The sequence below is a fragment of the Sphingopyxis sp. MWB1 genome, from assembly GCF_000763945.1.
Lineage (GTDB): Bacteria > Pseudomonadota > Alphaproteobacteria > Sphingomonadales > Sphingomonadaceae > Sphingopyxis.
This window is the reverse complement of record NZ_JQFJ01000002.1, coordinates 339,087-365,630: the sequence shown is the minus strand read 5'-3', so window position 1 is coordinate 365,630 and position 26,544 is coordinate 339,087. Positions and strand designations below refer to the sequence as shown.

The following is a 26,544-nucleotide window of genomic DNA, read 5'->3' as shown; positions in this document are numbered from 1 at the left end:
TATCGGCTTCCACCCGCTAAGGCGCGGGCATGTCCGCAGATAAAACCCCCTTCTATATCACCACCGCGATCAGCTACCCCAATGGGCGGCCGCATATCGGCCATGCTTACGAAGCCATCGCCACCGACGTCATGGCGCGGTTTCAGCGCGCGCGCGGACGCGACGTGCGTCTCGTTACCGGCACCGACGAGCATGGGCTGAAAATGTTTCAGACGGCGCGCGACCAGGGACGGGCGACCATCGATCTGGCCGATGAAATGTCGGGCCATTTCCGCGAAATGTATGGGCGGCTGAATATCAGCTATGATCATTTCATGCGGACGTCGGACCCGGCGCATCACCGGGCCTCGCAGGCGATCTGGAAGGCGATGGAGAAAAAGGGCGACCTTTATCTCGACCGCTATGAAGGCTGGTATTCGGTGCGCGACGAAGCCTTTTACGACGAAAGCGAACTGACGACGGCGGAGGATGGCACGCGCCTGTCACCGCAGGGAACGCCGGTCGAATGGACGGTCGAGGAAAGCTGGTTTTTCCGCCTGTCGGCCTATCAGGACCGGTTGCTCGCCCTTTATGCCGAACAGCCCGATTTCATTCGCCCCGAAAGCCGCCGCAATGAAGTGCTGCGCTTCGTCGAAGGCGGGCTGAAGGACCTCAGCATTTCGCGCACCAGTTTCGACTGGGGCGTGCCGGTGCCCGGCAGCGACGGCCATGTCATGTATGTCTGGGTCGATGCGCTCACCACCTATTTGTCGGGGCTTGGCTATCCCGAACCGGGCAGCGAGTTTGAGCGCTTCTGGCCCGCGAACATCCACATGATCGGCAAGGATATCGTCCGTTTCCACGCCGTTTACTGGCCCGCTTTTCTGATGAGCGCCGATCTGCCCTTGCCCAAACAGATTTTCGGCCATGGATTCCTGCTCAATCGCGGCGAGAAAATGTCGAAATCGCTTGGCAATGTCGTCGATCCGATGGCGCTTGCCGATCATTTCGGGGTCGATGCGCTGCGCTATTATCTGCTGCGCGAGGTGAGCTTTGGGCAGGATGGCACCTATTCGCCCGAGGCGATTGTGCGCTCGGCCAATGCCGATCTGGCCAATAGTTTCGGCAATCTGGCGCAGCGCAGCCTGTCGATGATTTTCAAAAATCTCGGCGGCGAGCTTACGAGCGATTATGCCGCGCGTGATGAGGATTGGGCGCTGTTGGGGCAGGTGCTCGACATGGCGACCGAACAATTGCCGGCAGAATTTGAGCGGCTGAATTTCTCGGTCGGTATCGAAGCCTGGCTGCGCGCGGTGTTCGCCTGCAACCAATATGTCGACACCCAGGCGCCCTGGACGCTGCGCAAGACCGATCCCGAACGGATGCGCGCGGTGCTGATGACGCTGTGTCGGGCGGTGCGTACACTGGCCATCGCGATTCGGCCCGTCGTTCCCGCCGCAGCCGATGCGCTGCTCGACCAGATGGGGATTGCGTCCAATGCGCGCGACTTTGCCGCGCTGGAGGATGCCAATTGGTGCTCCAAGCTGGCCGCGAGCGATTTCCGGCTGGCACAGCCCGTTCCGATCTTCCCCCGCCTCGAACTGCCCGAAGGCGCGGAGGCCGGGGAGGGGAGCGGAAAGGACGCCGCCTGATGCTGGTCGATTCGCACTGCCACCTCAATTACAAGGGCCTCGCCGAACAGCGGGAGGCGGTGGTCGCGCGTGCACGGGCACGCGGCGTAACCGCCATGCTCAACATCGCCACGCGCGAAAGCGAATGGGATGAGGTGCTGGGCGCTGCTGTCACGCATGACGATGTCTGGGCCAGCGTCGGCATTCATCCGCACGACGCCGACCATCATCCCGACGTCGATACCGCCAAGCTGGTGTCGCGCGCAGCCCATCCCCGCGTGATCGGGATCGGCGAGACGGGGCTCGACTATTATTATGACAAGAGCGACCGCGTGCGGCAGCAGGACAGCTTCCGGCGACATATCCATGCGGCCCAGCAGACGGGCCTCCCGATCATTGTCCACACGCGCGACGCCGAAGCCGATACGCTGGCGTTGCTGGGCGAAGAAATGGAACGCGCCCCCTTTGGCGGGGTGATCCACTGCTTCACCGCCAGCGATGATTTCGCAAGGCGCGCGCTGGACATCGGATTTTACATCTCTCTGTCGGGCATTGTGACGTTCAAAAATGCCGCCGAGCTTCAGGCGACGGCGAAATGGTTGCCGCGCGAGCGGCTGCTCATCGAAACCGACGCGCCCTTCCTCGCCCCCGTCCCGCATCGCGGCAAGACGGGGGAGCCCGCCTTTGTCGCCGATACGCTGGCCTTTCTGGCCGAACTGCGCGGCGAAGAGGCCGAGGCGCTGGGGGAGGCGACGGCCGCCAACTTCTACCGGCTGTTTTCCAAGGCGCGACCCTGATGCGATGTCGGGCATGAAACTTCGCATATTGGGTTGCGGTACCTCGTCCGGCGTGCCGCGCATCGGCAATGACTGGGGCCAGTGCGACCCCGATAATCCGCGCAATCTCCGCAGCCGTGCGTCGATCCTCGTTTCGCTGGGCGGATTCCGCCTGCTGGTGGACACCAGCCCCGATATGCGGCTGCAACTGCTCGACGCCGAGGTAGGCGCGGTCGACGGGGTGATCTGGACGCATGAACATGCCGATCATTGCCACGGGCTCGATGACCTCCGGCAAATCATGCATCTGCGCGGATCGGCGGTTCCCGCCTATGCCCGCGCGCATGTGCTCGACATATTGAAGTGGCGCTTCACCTATGCCTTTGCGGGCAATGCGGGCTATCCCGCCTCGGTCGATCCGGTGGAACTGCATGATCATCAGTCGATCGGGCCGCTCGAAGTTTCAGCGATCGACATGCCGCATGGGCCGATCAAGGCGAGCGGGCTGATCTTCAGCGATGGCGCGCACCGCATCGGCTATGCGACCGACTTTTCGCGCTTCACGGACGAAATGGTCGATTTCTTTCAGGGCGTCGATCTGTTCGTGATCGATGCGCTGCGCCGCTATCCGCATCCGACCCATCCGCATCTGGCGATGTCTCTGGAAGGGCTGGCAAAGGTCGGCAATCCGCGCGCCATCATCACCCATATGGACAATACGATGGACTATGACGATCTGGCGGGCGAGTTGCCGCCGGGGGTCGAGCCGGGTTATGACGGGCTGGAGGTACAATTATGACCGGAGACATGACCGTCCAGATGCTCTGGTTTGCCGGGGCCTTTACCCTGGTGCTGAGCGCGCTCGTCGTGCGGCGCCTGCCTGCCGCCGACTGGCTCAAGATGGGGCTCGCGTGGGTGGCGATTTTTGCGATCGTCTTTCTGGTCATCAAGATGGTTTCGGGAGCGGGCTGACGCCCCCGCCGGGGAGCGGGGCGCGGGCGTTCTGTCCGATTCCGCCCCCCTTTTTTCGCCTGACGCGCCAAAATATATCCAAAAGGGTGGCACGCGTCCTGCGCGGGAAATCGCGGCCTTTTGCCCTGCGCCCTGTTGGCGCCGTTCCTTTTCGCCGATCTGGAACCATTAATGGACTGAAATCCCCGCGAAAATCCCTCGCGTCTTCGCTACAGTGGCCGGGTTACAAAATTTCAGTTGCCTGAAAGTTTATCCAATCGATTCCATAAACGGATCTGCAGAGAAACGTTAACTATTACGAATAGGTTGGAAGAATAGGCTTGTCATAGCCAAGTAATGTCAATTTTGACCACAATTCCGTGGTCGATGAAATGCTATATAGTATGGGCGCGGGGGCGCCCGTGGGACCGATAGTATTTTCTTCCGTAAGGGGGATTATAATGTCGGCGGAAATTTTCGACAAAGCAACGGGTGAAGCACGAGCCGTCGCGCTGGACCAGATCACACTTGAAACGCCAAGCGTCGTACGCTTGCAATTGAGCCGTGATGCGGTGGCGAGGCTGGAGCAACAAGGCAATGACCTTGTCGTGCACCTGAAATCGGGCGAGACGATCCGAATTGCCAATTTCTATACCGACAATCCCGACGAGATTACGAACGACCTGATCCTTCAGGAATCGGACGGGAGCATGTGGCTCGCCCGTCCCGGCACCGATTTTTATGAGGTCGTCGACTGGGGTGAATTTGTACCCGGTTCCGCCCTGGCACCCGCAGGTGAAGGCGGTGGAGCCGGCGGGTTTCTGTTGCCCGCTCTCGGCGCGCTAGGAGCAGGGGGGCTTGCAGCCGCCGCCGGTGGAGGCGGAGGAAGCCCGGCGCCCCGGACGCCACCAGACGATGGTGATGCGGACGCTGATGCCGACGCCGATGCGGACGCAGATGCGGATGCCGACGCAGATGCAGACGCTGACGCCGATGCGGATGCAGACGCAGACGCAGACGCTGATGCCGACGCTGATGCGGACGCAGACGCAGACGCAGACGCAGACGCTGATGCCGACGCAGATGCTGATGCCGACGCTGACGCCGATGCCGATGCGGACGCCGATGCCGACGCAGATGCTGATGCCGACGCTGACGCCGATGCGGACGCCGACGCAGACGCAGACGCTGATGCCGACGCTGATGCGGATGCAGACGCAGACGCTGATGCGGACGCAGACGCAGACGCTGATGCCGACGCAGATGCTGATGCGGACGCAGACGCAGACGCTGATGCCGACGCAGATGCTGATGCCGACGCTGACGCCGATGCCGATGCGGACGCCGATGCAGACGCTGATGCGGATGCAGACGCAGACGCTGATGCCGACGCCGATGCAGATGCTGATGCCGACGCAGACGCTGATGCAGACGCTGACGCCGATGCAGACGCTGATGCGGACGCAGACGCGGATGCAGACGCAGACGCCGATGCGGACGCAGACGCAGACGCTGATGCGGATGCAGACGCAGACGCTGATGCAGACGCAGACGCTGATGCGGACGCAGACGCTGATGCAGACGCCGACGCTGACGCTGACGCCGATGCAGACGCTGATGCAGACGCTGATGCGGATGCGGACGCCGATGCAGACGCTGATGCAGACGCTGATGCGGATGCGGACGCCGATGCAGACGCTGATGCGGATGCGGACGCCGATGCAGACGCTGATGCGGATGCGGACGCCGATGCAGATGCTGATGCCGATGCAGACGCTGATGCGGACGCCGATGCGGACGCTGATGTTGATCCGCCACTACCTCCGAGCGTCTTTATTGACGTCGCGACCGGCGCCAAGGTCAGTGGCGTAGGCGAGGCCAATGCGCGGGTGAAAGTCTATGCGCCCGATGGCATCACCATTATCGGCGAAGGCGATGTGGACGCCGAGGGCAATTACAGCGTGGACATTCCGCCGCATATCAATGGCGAGGAACTGTTCGTTACGCTGACCGATGCGGCGGGGAATGTCTCCTTGCCGGGCACGGGCATCGCGCCCGATCTGACCCCGCCTGATGCGCCGACCATCGATATTGACGATCTCACCGGAACCATTGTGACGGGGACTGGTGAAATCGGCGCTACGGTGACCATCTTCGATGTCGACGGGGTTACAGTGCTGGGCACCGGAACCGTCGATGGCGATGGCAATTACAGCATCACCATTGCCGCCCGTACCAACGGGGAAACGCTGACCGCGGTTCAGGCCGACGCGGCGGGCAATGTCTCGCTGCCCGGCTCGGGCATCGCGCCCGATCTGACCCCGCCCGATGCGCCGACCATCGATATTGACGGTCTCACCGGCACCATTGTTACCGGAGTGGGTGAAATCGGCGCGACGGTGACGATCTTCGATGTCGACGGGGTTACGGTGCTTGGCACCGGAACCGTCGATGGCGACGGCAATTACAGCATCACCATTGCCGCCCGTACCAACGGGGAAACGCTGACTGCGGTTCAGGCCGATGCGACAGGCAATGTCTCGCTCCCCGGAACGGGCGTAGCGCCCGATCTGTTCGATGCGGTCGATGATGTGAATAACGCCGCGCTCGATCTGATACCGACGACAACCAATGTCGACCTGGGTAGCCATACCTATGTCGCGTTGCTGTCGCTCGCGAGCATTGATCTGTCGGCCAATCTCAGCAGTGCCGTGACCTTTACCGTTGGCCAATCCCACACATTGGACGCGCTGTTCGAATATAATGGGCTGGCCAATATAGGGGCGGCTTCCGACTATCGCGTTGTTCTGCAACAGCGGATCAACGGCGAATGGGTCGGTGTCGGCGGCAACGGCACGGCAACCCTCCTCGACGTTTCACTGCTGGGCGGCGACCTTGCTGCCATGCAGGATCTGGGCGCCGGGGAATATCGTGCCTTCATGGCCTTTGAAGGGGTCGCCGGCCTTGGGATATTGGGCGAGCTTTCGGTCAGCGGGACCGACAGCGATTATACCGACATCGCCAACATCATCGCGATCAATGCCAGCGGCAATGTGATCACCGATGTGGATGGCGAAGGGAATGCCGACCTGGCGCCGGCAGGAACCGTCGTGCACAGCATCATCGTCAATGGTGTAACGACCGACGTCATTGTTGACGGCACCATTGTGGCCGGACAATTTGGCACGCTGGTGATCTATCTCGACGGTAGCTACACCTATACGCCGGGAAGCGATGCCGCGAACATCGGCAAGGCCGAAAGCTTCACCTATGTGATTGCCCGGCCCGACGGGGTTCAGGAAAGCGCCTCGCTCACGATCCAGATCGGCAGCCCCGATGTGGCGCTGAGTTGGGGTGCGCCCGGCAGCAACGCAACGATCGACTTTGTCGCATCCAGCGATGCCGTCAGTGCCGGTGTCCTTTTCAAGCATCAAGTCAGCACATCCACGTCGGATCTGTTGACGCTAAACAATCCGGCTTTGGGAGGGCCGCAGTCCGCCAATGCTAACTTCTCGGTTGCAGCAGGAACCGAGTCGAATGCCGTCGTCCACATTACGGCAAGCGGCGGACTGGTCCCGACCTATACGGTCACGGTCACCAATATTGCGACCAGCGCGGTGGTTCATACCCAATCGCTGACCGCTGTGATCGGTGTAGGGGGACTGGGACAGGTAACAGTCAATGCCGGCACATTGCCGCCCGGTGATTACCGGGTCACGGTCCAGGCTGCGGGCCCCGCGCTCGGCTTTACCTCCGATGTCGATCTCACGCAGACTGTCACGAACTTCAATGCCTTTGAAGTGGATGCCACCGCCTCGGCCTCGGGCAATCTGCTAGCCAATGATGTCGCCGGTTCGCTGTTCACCGCGGTGCTGGTCGAGAGCGGCGGCGGCTTCACCGAAATTGGGGACACGCCAGTGGTGCTGGTCGGTGCGCATGGTACGCTGACCATCGATGAGACGGGAAGTTATACCTATGTCCCGAACCCGGCACTGCCCTATTCAGCGGTCGACCTGACCGACAGCTTCGCCTATCAGATCCGTCATCCCAATGGCGAGATTTCCCAAAGCGAGCTGACGGTGACAGTCGATGTCGTCGACCCGGGCGGGGCGCTGCCCGCCGCTGCGATGATGATGATCCCCGACGGCGGCGATGTCATCATGTTGGCGGAAATGGATGCGCCAGCTCCGCTGGGGCAGATCGCCCTGGCACCGTCCGCGCCGCTCACCTACGACTTGTTCGAGGCGCCGGTTGAGGACGCAAATCTTCTTGAAAACTATTTGAAAATAGGGGAACAAGAAGATCCTGGCGTCGGATCGGTGCCGGGGACTGTGAAGGACGAACCAATCGAAAGTGAAATCCCCCCCGTTATGGAGGATTCACTGGGATATTTGATATTTGATACAGAGGATAATCTGGGTTCAACGCATCAAACGATGATCTGATCCTTCGCCAGTCTAATAGCTATACCAGCGGGTTCATCCGGTCCACATTGTCCGGATGAACTCGTAATGTGGAGCTCAAGGGGCGGAGGGCGAATGCCGGTTTTTCAACGGCGTCTGCAATATAGCTGGTCTTCACGGGCAATCGCCTTTTCGGCCTTGGCTTCCTTTGGTTTATTCTCCACCTCTTCCGCATCCTTTGGCGCTTCGCCGACTAGCGGTGAACTAAGCTGGGACGGTGCGGTTCGCGAGGCCGTTGCCTGGCATCCTTCGGTCACGGAGGCTATTGCCCGCCTTTCGGCCCGCGAAGAGCGCATTTCGATCGCCGAGGCGGCGGGGCGCCCCCAGATCAGCGGCGGTTTGAACGCCGGATATAATGGCGCGATCGGACAGGGAGGGTGGCGCCCGCGCGCTGAATTATCCGCGTCGCAAATGCTGTTTGATTTCGGAAAGCTGAAAAGCGATGTCGCGATGGCAGAGGCGGGCGTGCGGATCGGACGAGCAACGCTCCTGCTGGCCGTCGATGCTCTGGCGCGCGACACCAGCCTTGCCATTGTTGAAATTCAACGCGCGCGCGCACTGGAACGGGTCGCACGCGATCAGCTCGCGAGCATTGGCGAGATTAACGATCTGGTCCATCACCGCTATCGTTTGGGAGCGAGTACCAAGTCAGATTGGCTCCAGGCGCAAGCCCGTGTGCAAGCGGCAGAGGTTTCCATTCGCGAAATCGGCGCTGAGCGGAAACGCTGGGAAGCAAATTTGGTCTATCTTCTGGGCAGGGCGGAACCGCCACAGTTGGCCCAGGACCCGCCCCCACCCCTTCGCGGGGCATGTGAACGGGGCGAGCCTGAGTGGAACGATATTCCCGCGATGATGCAGGCGCATGCGGAGCGCGACGAAGCCCGCGCGGAACGCGACCGGGCCCGGGCGGACCGGATGCCGACGCTGGCGCTGCGCGGCGGCGGCGGGAGCAACCTGACCGACCCGTTCGGGCGCAATGACTATAATATCGGCCTCAATATTTCCGCGCCCCTTTATAGCGGAGGGGCTTATGGTGCGCGGGCACGCGAGGCAGAATATGGACTGCGGGCAGCCGACGCAGCCGAAGCCCGCGTCCGCAACGATATCGGCCGCCAGCTTGCCGAGGCGCGGCAACAGCTTCAAAGTCTGCGTGAGGTCATCGACACTTTGACCGCCAGGCAGGCCAGCATGTCGGAAACCGGGCATTTATATCGCCTCCAATATCTCGACATGGGCACCCGTACGCTCGTCGATCTCCTGAACGCACAGCAGGAATTGCATCAGGTTCGCTTCGATCTCGTCCATATCCGCTTTGATATTCTCCGCTTGGAAGCAATGTGTCTCTATGCAGCGGGACGACAGCGCGAGGCCTATGGCCTTTCCGGATCGCGGGTGAGGGGGGTGATCTTGTGAGCACAGGTGCACCCCTTCCGGCTGAAAACGAGTTCGCCGCCAATGAATGGGTCGAGGCGCTTGGCGAAATAGCGCGCTATTATCGCTTGCCCGGCCCTGCTGAAAATTCAAAGCTCGCCAGTCTTTGGCATCCATCAGAAGAGCGGGACGATCGTATTCGCGCGATGGCCCGCCGGATCGGGCTGCGCGTCGAATTCCTCGCTGCGCAGCCGGGTTTTCTGACCGTGGCGCGGCTGCCCTTCATCGCTGAGTTAAACGGCGGCGAGGGACTGGTCGTGGTCCGCTCCATCTCCTCTGATGGGCATGCAAGGCTGACGGTGGTGGGCGGCCCTGCAGTGCAGGACAATGAAATGACGCTGGAGGCCTTGTGCGCTGCCTCCGCGCGTTTAATTGCAGCCCGTCCGGTCAGGATGCTGCGCGACGCCCGGGTAGATACCTATATTCGCCCTTATGAAGAACATTGGCTGCGGCGTATCCTCTTTCGCGATGCGCGGGCTTATTGGCATGTTCTTATCGCTTCGCTTGTTGCCAATTCGCTGGCCCTGGCGGGGGTTCTTTTTTCGATGCAGGTTTATGACCGGGTTATCCCGGCCCAATCGCTGCCCACGCTTTACATTTTATTCGGGGGCGTGTTGCTGGCGATCGGTTTCGATTTTCTCTTTCGTCGGCTTCGAATGCGCTTGATCGACATATTGGGCAAGCGCGCCGACCTTCGCATGTCCGACCGCGTGTTCGGCCACGCCCTGCGCGTGCGCAATTCAGACAAGCCCACGTCAACGGGCGCGTTTATCGCGCAGCTACGCGATCTTGAACAAGTGCGCGAGCTGTTGACCTCAACAACCGTAGCGGCGCTTGTCGATATACCTTTCTTTCTGCTTTTCCTTGCCATTTTCTGGTTTATCGCCGGGCCGCTCGCGCTCATCCCGCTTGCGGCCCTTGTCCTTTTGATCGTCCCCGGCCTTCTGGCACAGCGAAAGCTGCGCGCCCTTGCCAATGAAGCCATGCGCGAAGGGTCGCTTCGCAATGCCATGCTCGTCGAGGCCGTGCAGGGGCATGAAGATATCAAGATTCTTCAGGCGGAATCGCGTTTTCAGCAGCAGTGGAACCATTACAACGCGGCCACTGCAGAGGCGCATTTACGGCTACGGGGACTGACGAACAGCCTGACGGTGTGGACGCATAATGTCCAGAATGGCGTGTATGCCGCCATCATCTTTGTCGGGGCTCCGTTCGTGATGGATGGTCGCATCACCACCGGCGTCCTGGTTGCCGCCTCCATCTTGGGATCGCGTATGATCGCGCCGGTCTCCCAGGTCGCGCAGCTGCTCAATCGCCTGCAACATGCCCGTATCGGGGTGGAAAGCATCGACCAGATCATGGCACTGCCGGTCGATGATCCGGATGACGAGCATCGGATCCAGCTCCCCCTGATCGAAGGCGCTTACCAGCTGCGCGCCGCCAGTTTTCGCTACGGCGATCCGTCGACCCCGCCCGCCCTCACCGTGGCCGACCTCACCATTGCGCCGGGAGAGAAAGTCGCCCTTGTCGGACGCAATGGCGCCGGGAAGTCCACTCTGCTTCAGGCATGCTCAGGTCTTCTTCAGCCGGTGTCCGGCGAAGTCCTTCTTGACGGTTTCGCGCTCCATCAGCTCGACCCATCGGATGTTCGGCGGGACGTCGGGTTGCTGGGCCAGCAAAGCCGTCTTTTCCACGGAAGCATTCGGGAGAATATGCTGCTCGGCCGGCCCCAGGCAACAACCGAGGAAATCATGGAAGCCGTCGCGATGGTCGGCGCCGATGATTTCATCCGCCGATCACGCCAGGGGCTGGAGCAAATGATCCTGGAAGGGGGGAGGGGGCTGTCGGGTGGACAAATACAGGCGCTGCTTCTCGCCCGGCTGTTGATCCGCCAGCCCCGCATATTGCTTCTCGACGAACCGACTGCCGCAATGGACGAGGCTGCCGAGCGGCTTTTCATCGACCGTTTTCGCGATTGGAGTCGTGATCGTACTGTGATTATCGCGACCCATCGCATGCGGGTTCTCGATCTGGTCGACCGCATTCTTGTCGTGCAAAATGGCGCGATCGCGCTCGATGCCCCGAAAAACAAGGCGCTGGAAATCATGCAGGCCAAGGGGAGGGGGGCATGACCGACCAGCCGCCATCCGATGATTGGCCGCTGGGCGCAGGCCCGAGCGAAACTCTGTCCGGCCCCGCGCGAATGATCTGGCTCCTGGCCGCGCTTGTCGCAGCGGCCATTGGCTGGGCATGGTTCGCCGAGCTTGATGAGGTCGCGACCGGCGACGGGCGCGTTGTGCCGACCTCACGCGAGCAGGTTATCCAGTCGCTCGAAGGAGGGATATTGGCCAAGCTGTTCGTACATCAGGATATGATCGTCGAGCCGGGGCAGATATTGGCGCAGCTCGATCCGACACAGGCCGGTTCGACCGTCGAGGAAAGCGCCGCCAAATATCGCGCAGCACTTGCCGCATCGGCCCGGCTGCGCGCAGAGGTCAACCAGACCGCGATCAAATTTTCCGATGAGCTTGATGATTTTCCCGAACTGCGCGCCGAAGAAACCCGCTTGTTCGAAGCACGGCGGCGCAGTCTTCAATCCTCCCTGAGCCTTATCGACGAATCGCTGGCGCTGATCCGCAAAGAAGTGGCCATTGGCGAGTCGCTGATCGAGGTGGGCGCGGCCAGCAATGTCGAAGTATTGCGGCTCAAACGCCAGCATGCTGATCTTCAGCTCAAGAAAGCCGACCTTCGCTCGCAATATATTGTCGAGGCGCGGCAGCAACTGGCCAAGGCCGATGAGGAGGTGCAGGCACTGGCGCCGGTGGTGCGCGGCCGCGCGGATACTCTGGAGCGGTTGACCCTGCGCTCACCGGTGCGCGGGGTGGTCAAGAGCATCGAAGTATCGACAAAGGGCGGGGTGATCCCGCCCAACGGCAAGTTGATGGAAATCATTCCGCTGGACGATCAACTGATGATCGAAGCGCGTATTTCCCCGCGCGACATTGCTTTCATCCATCCAGGCCAGCGCGCGACGGTTAAGGTCTCCGCCTATGATTATTCCATCTATGGCGGGCTGGAAGGGCGGGTGACGACCATTTCCCCCGACACCATCCGTGACGAGGTCCAGCCCGAAATCTATTATTATCGCGTCTTTGTGCGAACCGGCTCGGACGCCTTGGTAAACAAGGAAGGAAAGCGCTTTCCTATCGTCCCCGGCATGATCGCCACGGTGGACATTCACACCGGGAAAAAGACGGTGCTGCAATATCTGGTCAAGCCGCTCAATCGAGCGCGCGAGGCGCTGCGCGAGCGATGACCAGGGATTTGGCCCTTCGCCTCGCTTCGATGCGCGAGGCTCTCGGCACCGTTCAGCCAGTCGTGACGGGCGGAATCCGCCGGGTTGTCCTTTTCCTGTCCTGGACCGATGGCGAGCAGCGTGCGCAGGTGGCGACCGTCACTGGCGGAACTGCTGACAGCGCGTGGCAACGCGCGGCCGAGAAATTGGCGCAGGAAGGCGGCGCTGCGCGCTGGCTTCGCATCGAATGGGTCGATGCGGTCGAGCGAAGCAGTTGGAACGCGCTTCGCGAGCGCTTGAAGGACGTCAAGCGCAACTATTTCCGACTGGGCATTGCGCTTGATGCCGCATTTGAACAAGCTTTTCTGGAGACCGAGCTTAACGGCAATGCCATGCTATATGGCGGCCCGCGCGAAGCGGCGGCGATGGTCAATGAAGCGAATTTCAATCGCTATGCTGCCCAACGTCATGGTATTGAGCGCGTCGATTTTGATGGCAAGCGCGACATATGGCTGTTCACCACGCGCGGCGCCTTTCATGCCGTCGGCGACGATGTCCAGGCGCTGAGCGGCAAGGGTCTCAATGCCGGAAGGCGCAGCTTGCCTCCGCTCGACGCGGACTCGAGCTTGCAACTGATCGAGCGGGGAAGCCGCTACCTCGCGCGGCAGGTCGGCCCGGATGGGCGGTTTCGCTATGGCTGGCATCCCTGTTTCAATCGCGAGATTGCCGCTTACAACAGCCTGCGGCACGCGAGCAGCCTTTATGCCATGATCGAAGCATGGGAGGTGACGCGCGATAAGGTCTTGAACGCGGCGATTGACCGTGCGCTCGCCTATCTGGTCGAGCATCTCGTGGATTGCGGTCCGCTACCGGGCGGAGAGGCCGCGGCCTTTCTGGTCGATAGCGGCGGGGAAATTAAACTGGGAGGCAATGCGCTCGCCATTCTGGCGCTGGTCAAATATGGCCAAGTAACGGGCGATGAGCGGCACCTGGCTTTGTGCGAACAACTGGCCCGCACCATCCTCTATATGCAAAATGATGTGAGCGGACGCTTCGTCCATGTGCTCAACTATCCGGCGCTGGACGTGAAAGAGTCTTTTCGCACCATCTATTATGATGGCGAGGCCGCCTTCGCGTTGATGCGGTTGTTTGAGCGCACGGGCGACCGGCGCTGGCTCCATGCCGTTGAAAATGGATTCGTCCATTTCATGCGCGAGGAACATTGGCGCACCCATGACCATTGGCTGAGCTATTGCATCAACGAACTCACCCGACATGACCCGTCCGAAACCTATTATCAATTCGGGCTCGACAATGTCCGCGACTATCTCGATTTTGTGCTGGAGCGCATCACCACCTTCCCGACCTTGCTCGAATTGATGATGGCGGCGGCCCGGATGATCGAACGGATACGGGACGATCCCGCCCATGAACATCTGCTGCGCGATTTTGACCTTAATCTTTTCTATCGCGCACTGCACCACCGCGCCAATTACCTGCTGAACGGGCATTTCTGGCCGGAACTGGCAATGTTTTTCGCGCGGCCGGACGCGATCGAGGGCAGCTTCTTCATTCGCCATCACGCATTTCGTATCCGTATCGACGATGTCGAACATTATCTGTCGGGGTTGGTTGCCTATCGGGAGTTTTTACTCTCCACCGCGGCCGGCCACGATCATCGCCCGGATGGCGCGGAGGATAGGGAAACCACGGCTTTCCATCATTGGACCCCCGATGATGTAGAGCGTGCAACCGGCGGCTTCTGGTTGCGCACACCGCCCTCTGAATGGCGAGCGACCGGGTTATGCATTGCGCCCGTCACCATGCGTTCGGGTGACATGGTTGTCGTAAGGCAGGCAGAGGGGCAGGTCGGGGTCAGCGTCGAACGCCTGACGGGGCTGCCAGCCCCGCCCACCGCGCTGATCGTCCCCGATAATGCGGCGGGATCGGGGGCGAGCGAAGAGAGAAGGCCGGAACAGGATGACAGTCGGGGCCCAGTCGTAGAAAGCGAAGAAAGCGAAATTGTCGCTGCGGATCGACAACGCGCCCCCGCTCCGCCTCCTGCTGCATTGGGTGTCGATATTCCGCTGCTCGCCGTGCCAAATGGCGGCGATGCGGTTCTGGCCCTGGGTCGTTATGCCCGCGCACGTATGCAGGGCAAGGTGCTGGCCGTGACAGGCAGCGCTGGGAAAACAACGGTCGTTGCCATGCTGGCCCACGCGCTGGGCGCTTATGGCGAGGTAGGTCAAACCCGGCACAACGCCAATCTTCCCCATGGAATAGCGTGGAATCTCGCATCCATCGCTTGGTCGGTCCCCCATATTGTGCTGGAACTGGCCATCGGACGGATGGCGCGCAACGCCCGGCTCGCGCGTCCGGACATTGCCATTTTCACCAATATTCTTCCTGCTCACCTGGAATATCATCGCGATCTGGCGACAATTGCTGCCCGTAAAAGCGCCATTTTCCAGGGAATGTCTCCTGGCGGCGTTGCTATCCTCAATCGGGATATGGCCGAATGGGAACAAGTGCATATGGCAGCCCGAATGCATGGGCTAGACGTGCTCCATTATGGCCGCTCGGGCGAAGCGAACTTTCGCCTGCTATCCTATGATCAGGCAAGCGGACGCGTGAAAGCCGCGGTCTTTGGCGCAGAATATGACTATGCGCTGGGCGCGCGCGGCGAACATATGGCGCTCAACAGCCTCGCGACGCTCGCCGCGGTGAGGGCCGCCGGGCACGAGATCGAGGCGGCGCTTAGCGCTCTTGCCGATTTTGCGCCAGTGGCAGGGCGGGGCGCCGATCTGCATATCAACCTGTCCGGGCGCCAGATATGCCTGATTGATGAAAGCTATAACGCCAATCCCGGATCAATGGCGGCGGCGCTCACACGCGTCGGCGCAGAATATGCGGCCCGCAAAATCGTTGTTCTTGGTGAGATGTTGGAGCTGGGAACCGAAGAAAAAACTTACCACACGGCCCTTGCCCCCCTGATAAGCGCAAATAAAATCGACCGAGTTTATCTAGTCGGTAATCTTTATGATGAATTGTGGTCTGCGCTACCTGAGGAATGTCGAGGGGGGAGGGCGCAAGCCCTGACCGATTTACAGGCAGCGCTTATGGCTGATCTTCAGGATGGAGATCTGCTGATGATCAAGGGATCGCATGGCAGCGCCGTGCACCTGCTGGTCGAATGGTTAAAAATGACCGCCGATATGATCGGCGACGCAAAGGAGAAGAAAGGACAAGCGGTTCCGCCGACAGTGGGTGTGTCGCAAACCGCGCAATGACGAAACAGAACGGGGAATATCATGTATTATCGCCGTGAATACACCCATGCAGCCGAACGACACTCACCATCCGCCGTGCGGACGGTCGCCTCCCTGTCGCAAGCTGCGCAAAATAATCGCACGATCGCTGAACGACAAATCGTCGAAGGCGCACGCCATCTGCTGAAAGCGCGTCACAAGATGGCTGCGCTTCTTCCCAAAGGACTTCTGCGCGATTCCGCCTGGGATATGATCCTCGAGCTGTTTGTCGCGCAGGAAGAAGGCGGCATCCTTTATGTAAAGCAGCTGATGCTCAGTTCCGGTGAATCCGCCGCTGCGGCTATTCGGCGCATCGACCGTCTAGAGGAAGCCGGGCTGATTGAGCGCTTTTCCGATCCGCTGGATCGAAGGCGGGTCATCGTACGCCTTCAGGAAAAAGGGCATGAGGCCGTTTTGACGATGCTGAAGCAGGTGTTTCAGTAAGACGCGGTCAAGGGAGTGAGCAACGCCGTTCTTTCTAGACTCGCCAGAAATCGAAGCAGTATGGCTTTGGTTTTTCTCGACGCACACGCCACAAAAACGATAAGGCATGCTTCCGGATCGAGAATGATCCGGATAAATTTAACATAATATATATTATCGGTGAAATTTGTCCCGCGACACTACATCATCTTCATCTTCCCTGTCGCCTGTGGAGCGTCTGCTGACGGTGATGCGAAGGCTGCGCGACCCTGAGCACGGCTGTGAATGGGATTTAGCGCAAAACTTTTCCAGCATCGCTCCCTATACGCTTGAAGAAGCTTATGAAGTCGCCGATGCTATCGCGTCGGGCGACCCCCGCGCCATTTGCGATGAACTGGGTGATCTTCTTCTCCAGGTGGTATTTCACGCACAGATTGCAGCCGATGAAGACTTGTTCCATTTCGATGATGTCGCCACTGCGATCGCCGACAAGATGGAACGCCGGCACCCTCATATTTTTGGTGATCGACCCAACGCCGACGTGCGCGAACAATGGGAGGTCATCAAGGCGCAAGAGCGGGCGGCCGACGGACGAACCGGTGCATTGGCGGGCGTCGCCTTGTCGTTGCCCGCTTTGGCGCGGGCGCAAAAATTGCAGGCGCGCGCTGCCCGCGTCGGCTTCGACTGGCCCGACGCCGAAGGTCCGCGTGACAAGATAAGTGAGGAATTGGCCGAGGTGGCAGCGGCTGAGAATGACGCCGCGAGACGCGAAGAGGTCGGCGACCTGCTGTTCGCGGTTGTCAATTATGCGCGTCATTTGGGCGTCGATGCGGAACATGCGCTGCGGGAAGCGAATGCCAAGTTCACCCGCCGATTTGAAGCGGTCGAACAACGGATCAACGCCCCTATGGCCGACCTGTCCCTTGATGTGCTTGAAAGCCACTGGCAAGCGGTGAAGGCCTGCGAAAAAGACTAACCGCCCCGCCCCTCTGAGGTCTCGACATCCGGCCACAATCGCCGAAAGCGTGCCTTGTCAGCGGGCGCCAGTCGGACGGTTAAAGACTGCCCCGCGGCATGGGTTTCCTCGCGCAGCACTTCCCCGCGCGCGTGAAGCCAAGCGATGGCATCTCCCTGGCCATGTTCCAGCAACAGGGTGACGATTTCATGATTCATCGTGAGAACGGTCGCTATCAGCCGCTTTGCGTCCTCGACCCCCTCGCCCGTTCCGGCTGAGATGATGGCGACGTCATCTCGTTTCGCTGCCTGTTGCATCACGGCTGCGCGGCTATCCCCTTTTACCTTGTCGATCTTGTTCCATATCTCGATCTGCGGGATGGGGCCGCCCTTTTGCTCCCCTTCCCCCTCGTCTTGCTCCTCTTCCCAGTCATTGACGCCGAGGGAGCCGAGAATGGAGGAGACATCGCGATACTGCGCTTCGCTATCATCATGGCTGATATCGCGAACATGCACGATCAAGTCGGCCGTGGTGACTTCTTCCAGCGTCGCGCGAAAGGCCGCGACCAACTCGGTCGGAAGATCGGAGACGAACCCCACCGTATCGGACAATATGGCTTTGTCGATTCCGGGAAGCCGAATTTCCCGCATTGTTGGGTCGAGCGTGGCGAAAAGCATATCCTCCGCCATGACGTCACTGCCTGTCAGACGATTGAAAAATGTTGATTTTCCGGCATTTGTATAACCGACAAGCGCGATTACCGGCCACGGCGCCCGCTGCCGCTTATTGCGCTGCAACTGGCGGGTGCGGCGCATATCCTCCAGCTGACGGCGGATGCGCGCCATGCGGTTGCGGATCATGCGTCGATCCGCCTCAATCTGGGTTTCGCCGGGGCCGCCGAGAAAGCCGAAACCGCCGCGCTGGCGTTCAAGGTGGGTCCAGCTCCGCACAAGGCGTCCGGCTTGATAATCGAGATGAGCCAGTTCCACTTGCATCCGCCCTTCGGCGGTCGCGGCCCTTTCGCCAAAGATTTCGAGGATTAGCCCGGTGCGGTCGATCACCTTGGCCCCCAGCTCGGTTTCCAGATTGCGCTGCTGAATGGCGCTAAGCGCCGCGTCCACGATCACGAGCTGCGCGCCGCTGTCGGCCACAGCAGGTTTGATCGTTTCGATCTGCCCTACACCGATCAAGGTGGCCGCCCGCGTCTGGCGCAGGCGCAGACAGTGGGTCGCTGCGACCTTCAGCCCGATGGCAAGGGCAAGCCCCTGCGCTTCTTCGGCCCTTGCCTCCAGCGACCGCGTCAATCCCTGCCCGTGCCATTCGGGTATGATCAGCAAGGCGATGCCGCCTCGGCGCACCTCCTCAACGGCGTCCATCATGAAATTTTATCGCAAAGTAAGAATGTCAAAATGATCAGGCAGCCTCACTATCGCCGTCATCGGCTTCGCCGCTATCATGCAAGTTGACCGGACCATTAGGCTGCACGGTCGAAATCGCATGCTTATATACAAGCTGAACCTGGTGTTCGCGTTCCAGCAACATGCAGAACAGGTCGAACGCCGCAATTTCCCCCTGCAACATCACCCCGTTGACGAGGAACATGGTCACGGATTCTTCGGACCGGCGCACCGCATTCAAAAACACGTCCTGCAGCGCCTTACCCTTTGACGGCGGCGCATTGTGGACAGCATCGCCCAGCAAAGCGAGGTCAAAGTCGTGGGACGGCATGATCGTTGAAATCGCATGCTTGTAAACAAGCTGGGACTGACCATCGCGCCTTAGCAGCAACGAAAAATTGTCAAACCAGGTAATAATACCCTGTAGCTTTACGCCTTTGACAAGAAACATCGTAACCGGCGTCTTGCTACGGCGAAGGGCGTTGAGGAAAATATCTTGAAGATTCTGATTTTTATCGGACACATTGGCCTCCTGTTCTTGGCGGCAAAGCCGCGATATGGCATTGATTTTTCGTTTATATCCCACCGTCTTAAGGGCAATATGCGGGAAAGCCTCCCAGAGGTCTAGCATAAAGCCATCATTTCTCTGGATCGGAACTCTCGGTAAGCCCCAATAGTTTCAACTTGCGGTGCAAAGCCGACCTTTCCATGCCGATAAAGGTCGCGGTGCGGGAAATATTGCCCGAAAAACGGCTAATCTGGATTCGCAGATATTCGCGCTCAAAATTTTCCCGCGCTTCCTTGAGCGGAATGGCCGTGATCGATTCATTATTGGGCAATATCTCGTTCCCGCCGCGCACCAGTTCGGTCGGCAACATATCAAGGTCGATACGCGACAGGCGCTCGCTGGGCGCCAAGATCATGATGCGTTCGACCATATTCCGCAATTCGCGCACATTTCCAGGCCATTCATAGGCCTGAAGCGCCGCCATGGCTTCATGGCTGATTTCAGGTGGCGCTGTGCGCCGGTCGGCGGCATAGCGATGGATGAAATGGTCGCACAGGCTGATGATATCGTCGCGCCGCTCCCGCAGCGGCGGAATGTGCACCGGTACAACATTCAAGCGATAGTAGAGATCCTCGCGAAACCGCCCTTCGCTGATTTCGGCCATCAAATCGCGCGCCGAACCGGAAATAATGCGCACATCGACGCGGATCATGGTGCGTCCCCCGACCCGGGTGAAGCTTTGATCGGTCAAGACGCGCAATATTTTACCCTGCGTCGTCAGCGGCATATCCGCCACTTCGTCGAGGAATAATGTACCCCCATGCGCCTGTTCCAGAAGCCCCACCCTGATGGAACCATCATCGGCTTCGGCGCCGAATAATTCGATTTCAACCGTTTCCGGGTCCATGCGGGCCGACGAAATTACTCGAAAAGGCGCAGATTGCCGGCCACTCCAGCCATGGAGAACACGCGCGGCGACTTCCTTGCCCACCCCGGCATCCCCGGTGATCAGCACCCGGCTTCCCGTTCCCGCCACGCGCTTCAGCGTCGCCCGGACATTGTTGATCGCGGCGCTGGTACCGGTCAGTTCGGCAGCGGGGCCTGCTTTTTCCCGAAGCTGCTCATACTCAAATTTCAGCCGTTCATTCTCCGTCGCACGCGCGACAAGATGAAGCAGTTTTTCGGCTTCGAACGGCTTTTCGATAAAATCGAAGGCGCCCCGCCGGATTGCCGCCACGGCGGTATCAATGCCTCCATGACCTGAAATGACGATGATCGGCAGGGTCGGATCGAAATCCTTGATCGCTTCAACGAGGCCGAGACCGTCCAGTCGCGACCCTTGCAGCCACACATCGACCAACGCCAACGAAGGGCGGCGCTGGCGTATCGCCTCAAGCGCCTCGTCGCTGTTGGATGCGGTGCGGGCTTCATAGCCTTCATCCTCCATCACCCCAGCGACCAGATCGCAAATGTCGCGTTCGTCATCGACGATCAAAATATCAAGCGCCATAATCTTCTCTATCCAGCCGGTGTTGTACCCTCCCCGGTACGGTCTCTCTTTGCCCCCTCACTGCTTCTTCCGGTCGTCCCTTGAGCGGACGCAAACGATCGGGATGCAGGGTCATCCGCACCCGCGCGCCCCGGCCTGCGGGATTATCGGAAAATTCAAGTTCGCCATAATGTTGCTCGACGATCTTTTTGACAATTGCCAACCCCAGTCCGGTGCCCCCCTGCCGGGTCGTCATATAGGGTTCCGCAATGGCATCCCGCGCATCGGGCAAGCCGATGCCATCATCACTGATGATGATGTGGAGCAACCCGTCCGCATCGCATTGCAGTTCCGCGTCGATATGTCCGCGCACGTCGGGACTTTTTGCGCTTTCCTCAATCGCTTCGACCGCGTTTTTCACGATGTTGGTCAAGGCTTGCGACAAGAGGCGCCGGTCACAAACGAGCGGCTCAATCTCGTCGGGCGTTTCCACCCGGAACTGGATATCGGGCTTGGCCACTTCAAACAGGAAGATCGTCTGACGCAGAATGTCGCGAATATCCTCGACGCCAAAGGTAGGCTTCGGCATGCGCGCAAAGCTTGAAAATTCATCGACCATGCGGCGCATGTCATGCACCTGCCGAATGACCGTATCGGTCAGCTTGCGGAACACCGTTTCCTCGCCGGGCACCTTTTCACCAAAGCGCCGCTGGAGCCTTTCGGCAGCGAGCTGAATGGGAGTCAGCGGGTTTTTGATTTCATGCGCGATACGCCGGGCCACGTCGGACCAGGCGGCGCGGCGCTGATCGAGTAGCTGCTGCGTGATATCCTCAAAGCTCAGAACAAAACCGTCCCCTTGAGCCACAGCTTTCGCCGCCAGCGTCGCGGGCTCGGCATCGGTGCGCGCCAATTGCACCACCGCTTCACGCTCATCGCCTTCCAACAGGCCAGCCAGTTCGGGCGCGACCTCGACCAGCGGCTTGCCGGTCAGCGCTTCTGCACTTTGACCGATCAGGCGCTCGGCGGCCGAATTAGCCAACAAAATCCGGTTCTTGCCATCCACTGACACAACAGCGGACGAAACGCCGCTCAGCACCGCCTCGATGAAGCTGCGCCGCGCTTCCAGTTGCTCATTTGCATTGAGAAGCGCCCCCGTCTGCGCTTCGAGCTGTTCCGTCATGCGGTTGAACGCCCGCGTCAGGACCGAAATTTCATCGTCGCGCACCGGCGGCTCCACCCGTACCGACAAATCCCCGCCCGCAGCGGTCCGCGTGGCCCCAATCAGCGTGCCCAGCGGACGCACGATACGGTCCGCCACAACAATTGCAGCCACCACGGCGAGAGCCAGCAGCAATAGTGCGATCAGGTAAAGGGCGCCGTTGAACTGCAACTGCAACTGCTGCGAGCGCTGAAAAAGATTATTATAATCGGCAAGGACGGTTCCCGCGCGAACCGATTGCTGAAACCCCGGCACGTTGAAATCGCGCGAGGCATAAAGATAGGCGCGGCGCGTGCCAGGCAGGCGCGTCGCGGCTTCGATCCGGTCCGACTGGCGCACCACCACGACGTCTTCCCCGGCATCAAGCCGCGCAACCATCTCCGGCGTCAGGCGATTTTCCGCGGCACGGTTATCGGGGTCGATGGCAGCGGCCGTTCGCGCAACATTGTCGTCACCGATTTCAATCACCGCAGATTCGTTCAGATTCCGCACGACCACCTGCTGAAGGTAGAAGTTGGAGAAGGCCGGATCTTCGGTTGAGGATCGGTCGAGAAAGCCACCAATATCCGTCGCCATGGCATCAGTGTTGGCAGCCACTTCGCGCTGATTTTCCTGATAATATCCTTCCGCAAGACTGGCAGCATTTTCAAACATGCCGCGCGAACGGTCGGAGAACCAGAAATCCACGCCAAACTGGAAAAGCAGGGACGCGAAAATCACCACGAGCAAGGTCGGCACGGCGGCCAGCAAAGAGAATAGCGCCACCAACCGCACGTGTAGCCGACCATTGCCGCCGCCCATGGTGCGTTCGGCACGCGCACGCGCGATCCGGCGCCCGACGAGCACGATCAGCGCCATTGCCGGAACAAGGTTGGCAACCATGATCGCCGCGACCAGCGCCGGGGTCAGCAACCGCTCGCTCTGTGCATCGCGGGTGACGATCATATAGGTTGCGGCCGCAATGCTGACGATCAGCGCAAGCGTATAATATTCGGGGGCGGCGAAATGCCAGCCGCGATCTTCCTTCGATGCAGACACAGAATCGCTATCGCGGATCAAGGAGGCGTTGCCAGCCATTGTGGCCTCTTTACGACAAAGCTGTTGCAGCGAAAACACACAATCTGCACCAGCCCGCCTCTTCTATGGCGCCGATGGGTCGATCTCCAGCTGTCCCAACCGTTTTCGCAATGTGTTGCGGTTAATCCCCAGTCGCCGCGCAGCTTCGAGCTGATTGCCCCCCACTTCGCGCAAAGTGCGGCGTAGCAGCGCAGCCTCGACGATGGCTTCCAACTGCTCATGGATTTTTCCGTCCGCCCCTGTTCCTGCCAGCATGTCGCGCGCCCAATCATCCACCGCGCGCTGGATTTGGCCCGCAGGGTCGAGCGTTGCTTCGCCTTCTTTACTATCTTTAAGGACGGCCCGCACTTCATCGGCCGAGACAACCATGTCGCGTGAGAGCACGACTAGTCGCTGCACCATATTGCCCAGTTCGCGGACATTTCCGGGCCAATCATAGCGTTCGAGCAACTGCATAGCTTGCGCTGAAAATTGTCGGGAAGGGAGGCCCGATGCTTGACCGTTTTCGATGAAATGACCCACCAGCGCGGCAATATCGCTGCGTCGCTCGCGCAGCGGCGGCAAGGTGACCGGAATGACATTCAGGCGATAGAAAAGATCTTCGCGAAACCGGCCATCGGCGACATGGGTCTGCATGTCCCGGTGCGTGGCGGCGATGATCCGCACGTCGGCCCTAAGCGACTGGTTGCCACCTACGGTCGAATATTCACTGGTCTGCAGCACGCGCAGCAAGCGGGTTTGCGCCTCCAGCGGCATGTCGCCAATTTCATCGAGGAACAGCGTCCCCCCCGCCGCCTGTTCAAAACGCCCGGCATTGCGGCTATGCGCCCCGGTAAAAGCGCCCTTTTCGTGGCCGAACAGTTCAGCTTCGATCAATTCGCGCGGGATAGCGGCCATGTTGATCGCGACAAAAGGCCCTTTGCGGCGCAACCCGGTGGAATGAATGGCGCGGGCGACCACTTCTTTGCCGGTGCCGGATTCCCCTAGAATCAACACAGCCAGATCGTTGGATGCGAGTCTTGCAATGGTGCGATACACCGCCTGCATCGCCGGTGCGCGCCCGACGAGCCCGTGGCTGTCGCCCGCCACAACAGTGGCGGCCCCGTCAGCCTGCACATTTCTCCCTCGCCGTAGGGATGAGCGAACACTGGCCGTCAACTCGGCAAGGTCGAAGGGTTTGGGCAGATAATCATAGCTGCCGCTGCTGGCCGCCCGCACAGCCGTATCTAGGGTGTTCTGGGCGGACAGGATGATGACCGGCGTTTCTTCTGCGAGCTGCGCGCGCTCCAAAGAGTCGATTCCGTCTCCATCGGGCAGCACGACATCGGTGATGATCAGGTCCGGCTGATTTTCAGCCAGCCACGCATCGCGTTCGGCAAGCGTCGCCACCGCCGCAAACTCAGCGCATTCATCCGCAAGCGTCTCACGGATAATCATCGCAATCGCGGGATCATCTTCGACCAGCAATATTTTCTTGTCGCCGGCCATTACCCGCGCCTTTCCTGTGAGGCGGCGGGCAAATGCACACGAAAACGGGTCCATTCCTCATCACGCGTGTGGCGCACGGTTCCCCCCATGTCGTGAACAAGCTTGGCAACGAGTGCGAGCCCCAGGCCCCTCCCCTCCCGCTTGGTGGTGACGAAAGGGTCGAAAAGATCGCCGCGAATGTCGGCGGGAACACCCGGGCCATTGTCGCTGATACTCACCTCAATCGGTAAAGCGACGCGCCCCCGCCCATCGCCATTATCAATGGAAAGCCCGTGACGATATGCCGTCGCCACGCGGAGCATGGCGTCAGGACGTCCGCCCAGCGCCTCGCAGCCATTGGTCAGAAGATTGAGCAATATCTGGACCAAGGCATCGTGGTTGCCGTGAACGAGCGGAAGCGAAGGGTCGAAATCCTCCACAAAACGGACCGAGGAGAATTGCCGCGCGTGGATTGTTTCCATCGCCTGATGAATGGCTTGATACAGGTTTATCGGCCCGCAGGCGATCGGCTGGCCCCGCGAGAAATGCTCCATCTGGTCGATCAGCTTGGTGATCCGATCCACTTCGGCACAGATAAGCTGGGTAAAACGTTCACCATCGGGATCGGCGCGCCGGGCGAGAAGCTGAGCCGCGCCCTTGATGCCGGCAAGCGGGTTTTTGATTTCATGAGCGAGCATCGACGCCGCGGCGCCTGCCGCGCGCCCCGAACGGCCAATGGTGCCGCCCATCAGATCGGCGTCGCTCTGCACGGGTTGCAGGGTCAATATGCGATGCCCGCCGGTTCCAAAGGGCACCATTTGCAAATCGACAAACAGGGCGCCGCGCCTGCCCACAGAAATTTCGGCGCGATGCGCGAAAAGAGCGGATGTCGCCGGATCCTGCATTCTTTGCCGGCACCCGCGGTCCATCGTGATGACGTCATGGACGACCCGGCCGATCATGGTTCCGCGACCGAGGTTACACAGCTGCTCGGCCGCTGCATTGACGAAAAGCAGCACCCCCGCGCGGTCGATCAACATGGTCGCAACGGGATGCGATTGAATCAGTTCGTCATGGTCGAATGTCGGAATATTCGACGTCGCGGCCGTCACGCAGCGGCCTTGCTCATGAACGGCGTATAAAAGGCCTCCAGCGCGTCGAGTACTTCGCGGCTGCTTGGAATCTGGTTCACCTTGTTGCGGAACTCCGCCGACCCCGGCAGGCCTTTGACATACCAGCCGAGATGCTTGCGCGCGATATTCACGCCGGTCATCTCGCCATAATGTTCGACCATCGCGCGGTAATGCGATGTGATGATGTCATATTGTTCGTCGACGCCCGGATCGGCGCGCGGCGTTTCGCCGCGCAGCGACGCGATGACCTGGCTGAGCAACCAGGGGCGCCCATAAGCCCCGCGACCGATCATCACCCCGTCGGCGCCGCTCTGGTCCAGCGCGCGGCGCGCATCCTCGGGCGAACAAATATCGCCATTGACGATAACGGGAATGGAGACAGCATCCTTTACCTTGCGGACGAAGCCCCAGTCGGCGGTCCCCCGATACATTTGATTGCGGGTGCGGCCATGGACGGTGACCATTTTCGCCCCCAGATCTTCCGAAATATGCGCAAGTTCCGGGGCGTTCAGGCTGTCATGGCACCATCCCATACGCATCTTCACCGTCACCGGCACCGTCACGGCCTTGACGCAGGATTCGATCAGTGCCGCCGCCAGCTTCAAATCGCGCATCAACGCCGAACCGGCGTCGCCATTGGTGACTTTGCGAACCGGGCATCCCATGTTGATGTCGATAATTGCCGCGCCGCGATCCTCATTCAGCTTGGCCGCCTCCCCCATTTCATAAGGAGTGCAGCCGACTAGCTGCATCGACACCGGTTCTTCGACCGGATGCCAGGCGGCCTTTTGAACCGACTGACGCGTTTCGCGGATCGCCGCCTGGCTCGCGATCATTTCAGTGACGTTCAAACCCGAACCGAAGCGGCGCACCAGCGTGCGAAACGGCATATCGGTCACGCCCGTCATGGGCGCGAGGATCACCGGATCGGGGATGGTGATATTGTCGATCTGAATGGGGCGCAGCGCCGCCATAAGGCCTCTTTCGCGATGACTGCCTAAAATTTAAGCAGGCCACTACACGTTAAGCGCCTTTTCCGCAA

At 60.1% G+C, this 26,544-nt stretch carries 19 protein-coding genes and 1 pseudogene; 13 read left to right on the top strand and 7 right to left on the bottom strand.

The window, feature by feature from the left end:
* The first annotated feature begins 29 nt into the window (after positions 1-29).
* From metG to mazG, 13 genes and pseudogenes are all read left to right on the top strand, one after another.
* On the top strand, positions 30-1,631 hold the full coding sequence (metG, locus tag JV18_RS0102520; protein WP_033073288.1) for a methionine--tRNA ligase: 1,602 nt from the start codon (positions 30-32) through the stop codon (positions 1,629-1,631).
* Positions 1,631-2,407, top strand: a complete 777-nt coding sequence (locus tag JV18_RS0102515) for a TatD family hydrolase (RefSeq protein ID WP_033073287.1) — start codon at positions 1,631-1,633, stop codon at positions 2,405-2,407. The genes metG and JV18_RS0102515 overlap by 1 nt, the downstream gene beginning before the upstream one ends.
* Before the next feature lie 13 nt (positions 2,408-2,420).
* Positions 2,421-3,185 carry an MBL fold metallo-hydrolase gene (locus tag JV18_RS0102510; protein ID WP_033073286.1) on the top strand — a complete coding sequence of 255 codons (765 nt, stop codon included), beginning with the start codon at positions 2,421-2,423 and terminating at the stop codon, positions 3,183-3,185.
* The gene (locus JV18_RS15355) at positions 3,182-3,358 is read left to right on the top strand and encodes a hypothetical protein (RefSeq protein WP_160174156.1); all 177 of its coding nucleotides are present in this window, start codon (positions 3,182-3,184) and stop codon (positions 3,356-3,358) included. Before JV18_RS0102510 ends, JV18_RS15355 begins: the two co-directional genes overlap by 4 nt.
* Before the next feature lie 371 nt (positions 3,359-3,729).
* A pseudogene (locus JV18_RS15775) lies at positions 3,730-4,077 on the top strand (BapA/Bap/LapF family prefix-like domain-containing protein); the annotation flags it as partial.
* Positions 4,078-4,195: 118 nt separating this feature from the next.
* Positions 4,196-5,209 carry a hypothetical protein gene (locus tag JV18_RS15545; RefSeq protein ID WP_033073284.1) on the top strand — a complete coding sequence of 338 codons (1,014 nt, stop codon included), beginning with the start codon at positions 4,196-4,198 and terminating at the stop codon, positions 5,207-5,209.
* Between the two features lie 17 nt (positions 5,210-5,226).
* The gene (locus tag JV18_RS15540) at positions 5,227-7,782 is read left to right on the top strand and encodes a BapA/Bap/LapF family large adhesin (protein ID WP_033073283.1); all 2,556 of its coding nucleotides are present in this window, start codon (positions 5,227-5,229) and stop codon (positions 7,780-7,782) included.
* Positions 7,783-7,875: 93 nt separating this feature from the next.
* The gene (locus tag JV18_RS0102490) at positions 7,876-9,213 is read left to right on the top strand and encodes a TolC family outer membrane protein (RefSeq protein WP_081944655.1); all 1,338 of its coding nucleotides are present in this window, start codon (positions 7,876-7,878) and stop codon (positions 9,211-9,213) included.
* Positions 9,210-11,363, top strand: a complete 2,154-nt coding sequence (locus JV18_RS0102485; RefSeq protein WP_033073281.1) for a type I secretion system permease/ATPase — start codon at positions 9,210-9,212, stop codon at positions 11,361-11,363. The genes JV18_RS0102490 and JV18_RS0102485 overlap by 4 nt, the downstream gene beginning before the upstream one ends.
* Positions 11,360-12,547, top strand: a complete 1,188-nt coding sequence (locus JV18_RS0102480; RefSeq protein ID WP_033073280.1) for an HlyD family type I secretion periplasmic adaptor subunit — start codon at positions 11,360-11,362, stop codon at positions 12,545-12,547. Before JV18_RS0102485 ends, JV18_RS0102480 begins: the two co-directional genes overlap by 4 nt.
* Positions 12,544-15,816 (top strand): Mur ligase family protein, encoded by a 3,273-nt coding sequence (locus JV18_RS0102475; RefSeq protein WP_081944654.1) that lies wholly within the window; start codon positions 12,544-12,546, stop codon positions 15,814-15,816. Before JV18_RS0102480 ends, JV18_RS0102475 begins: the two co-directional genes overlap by 4 nt.
* Positions 15,817-15,837: 21 nt before the next feature.
* Positions 15,838-16,278, top strand: a complete 441-nt coding sequence (locus tag JV18_RS0102470) for a MarR family transcriptional regulator (RefSeq protein WP_052071684.1) — start codon at positions 15,838-15,840, stop codon at positions 16,276-16,278.
* A gap of 166 nt (positions 16,279-16,444) precedes the next feature.
* Complete coding sequence (gene mazG / locus JV18_RS0102465; RefSeq protein WP_033073279.1) at positions 16,445-17,233, top strand: nucleoside triphosphate pyrophosphohydrolase; 789 nt, start codon at positions 16,445-16,447, stop codon at positions 17,231-17,233.
* Here mazG and hflX read toward each other — a convergent pair.
* The 7 genes from hflX to dusB all read right to left on the bottom strand — a co-directional run bounded on the left by hflX (position 17,230) and on the right by dusB (position 26,476).
* Positions 17,230-18,591 (bottom strand): GTPase HflX, encoded by a 1,362-nt coding sequence (hflX, locus tag JV18_RS0102460; protein ID WP_033073278.1) that lies wholly within the window; start codon positions 18,589-18,591, stop codon positions 17,230-17,232. The genes mazG and hflX overlap by 4 nt on opposite strands.
* A gap of 34 nt (positions 18,592-18,625) precedes the next feature.
* Positions 18,626-19,132 carry an RNA chaperone Hfq gene (hfq, locus tag JV18_RS0102455; protein ID WP_033074852.1) on the bottom strand — a complete coding sequence of 169 codons (507 nt, stop codon included), beginning with the start codon at positions 19,130-19,132 and terminating at the stop codon, positions 18,626-18,628.
* 115 nt (positions 19,133-19,247) lie between these two features.
* Positions 19,248-20,627: a nitrogen assimilation response regulator NtrX gene (ntrX, locus tag JV18_RS0102450; RefSeq protein ID WP_033073277.1), complete on the bottom strand. Its 1,380-nt coding sequence runs from the start codon at positions 20,625-20,627 to the stop codon at positions 19,248-19,250.
* Positions 20,617-22,863, bottom strand: coding sequence for a sensor histidine kinase (locus tag JV18_RS0102445; RefSeq protein ID WP_235302809.1), 2,247 nt, complete (start codon positions 22,861-22,863; stop codon positions 20,617-20,619). Before JV18_RS0102445 ends, ntrX begins: the two co-directional genes overlap by 11 nt.
* A gap of 102 nt (positions 22,864-22,965) precedes the next feature.
* Positions 22,966-24,390: a sigma-54-dependent Fis family transcriptional regulator gene (locus JV18_RS0102440; protein ID WP_033073276.1), complete on the bottom strand. Its 1,425-nt coding sequence runs from the start codon at positions 24,388-24,390 to the stop codon at positions 22,966-22,968.
* On the bottom strand, positions 24,390-25,481 hold the full coding sequence (locus JV18_RS0102435; RefSeq protein ID WP_033073275.1) for a two-component system sensor histidine kinase NtrB: 1,092 nt from the start codon (positions 25,479-25,481) through the stop codon (positions 24,390-24,392). Before JV18_RS0102435 ends, JV18_RS0102440 begins: the two co-directional genes overlap by 1 nt.
* Positions 25,478-26,476: a tRNA dihydrouridine synthase DusB gene (dusB, locus tag JV18_RS0102430; RefSeq protein WP_033073274.1), complete on the bottom strand. Its 999-nt coding sequence runs from the start codon at positions 26,474-26,476 to the stop codon at positions 25,478-25,480. The genes JV18_RS0102435 and dusB overlap by 4 nt, the downstream gene beginning before the upstream one ends.
* Positions 26,477-26,544: the final 68 nt, after the last annotated feature.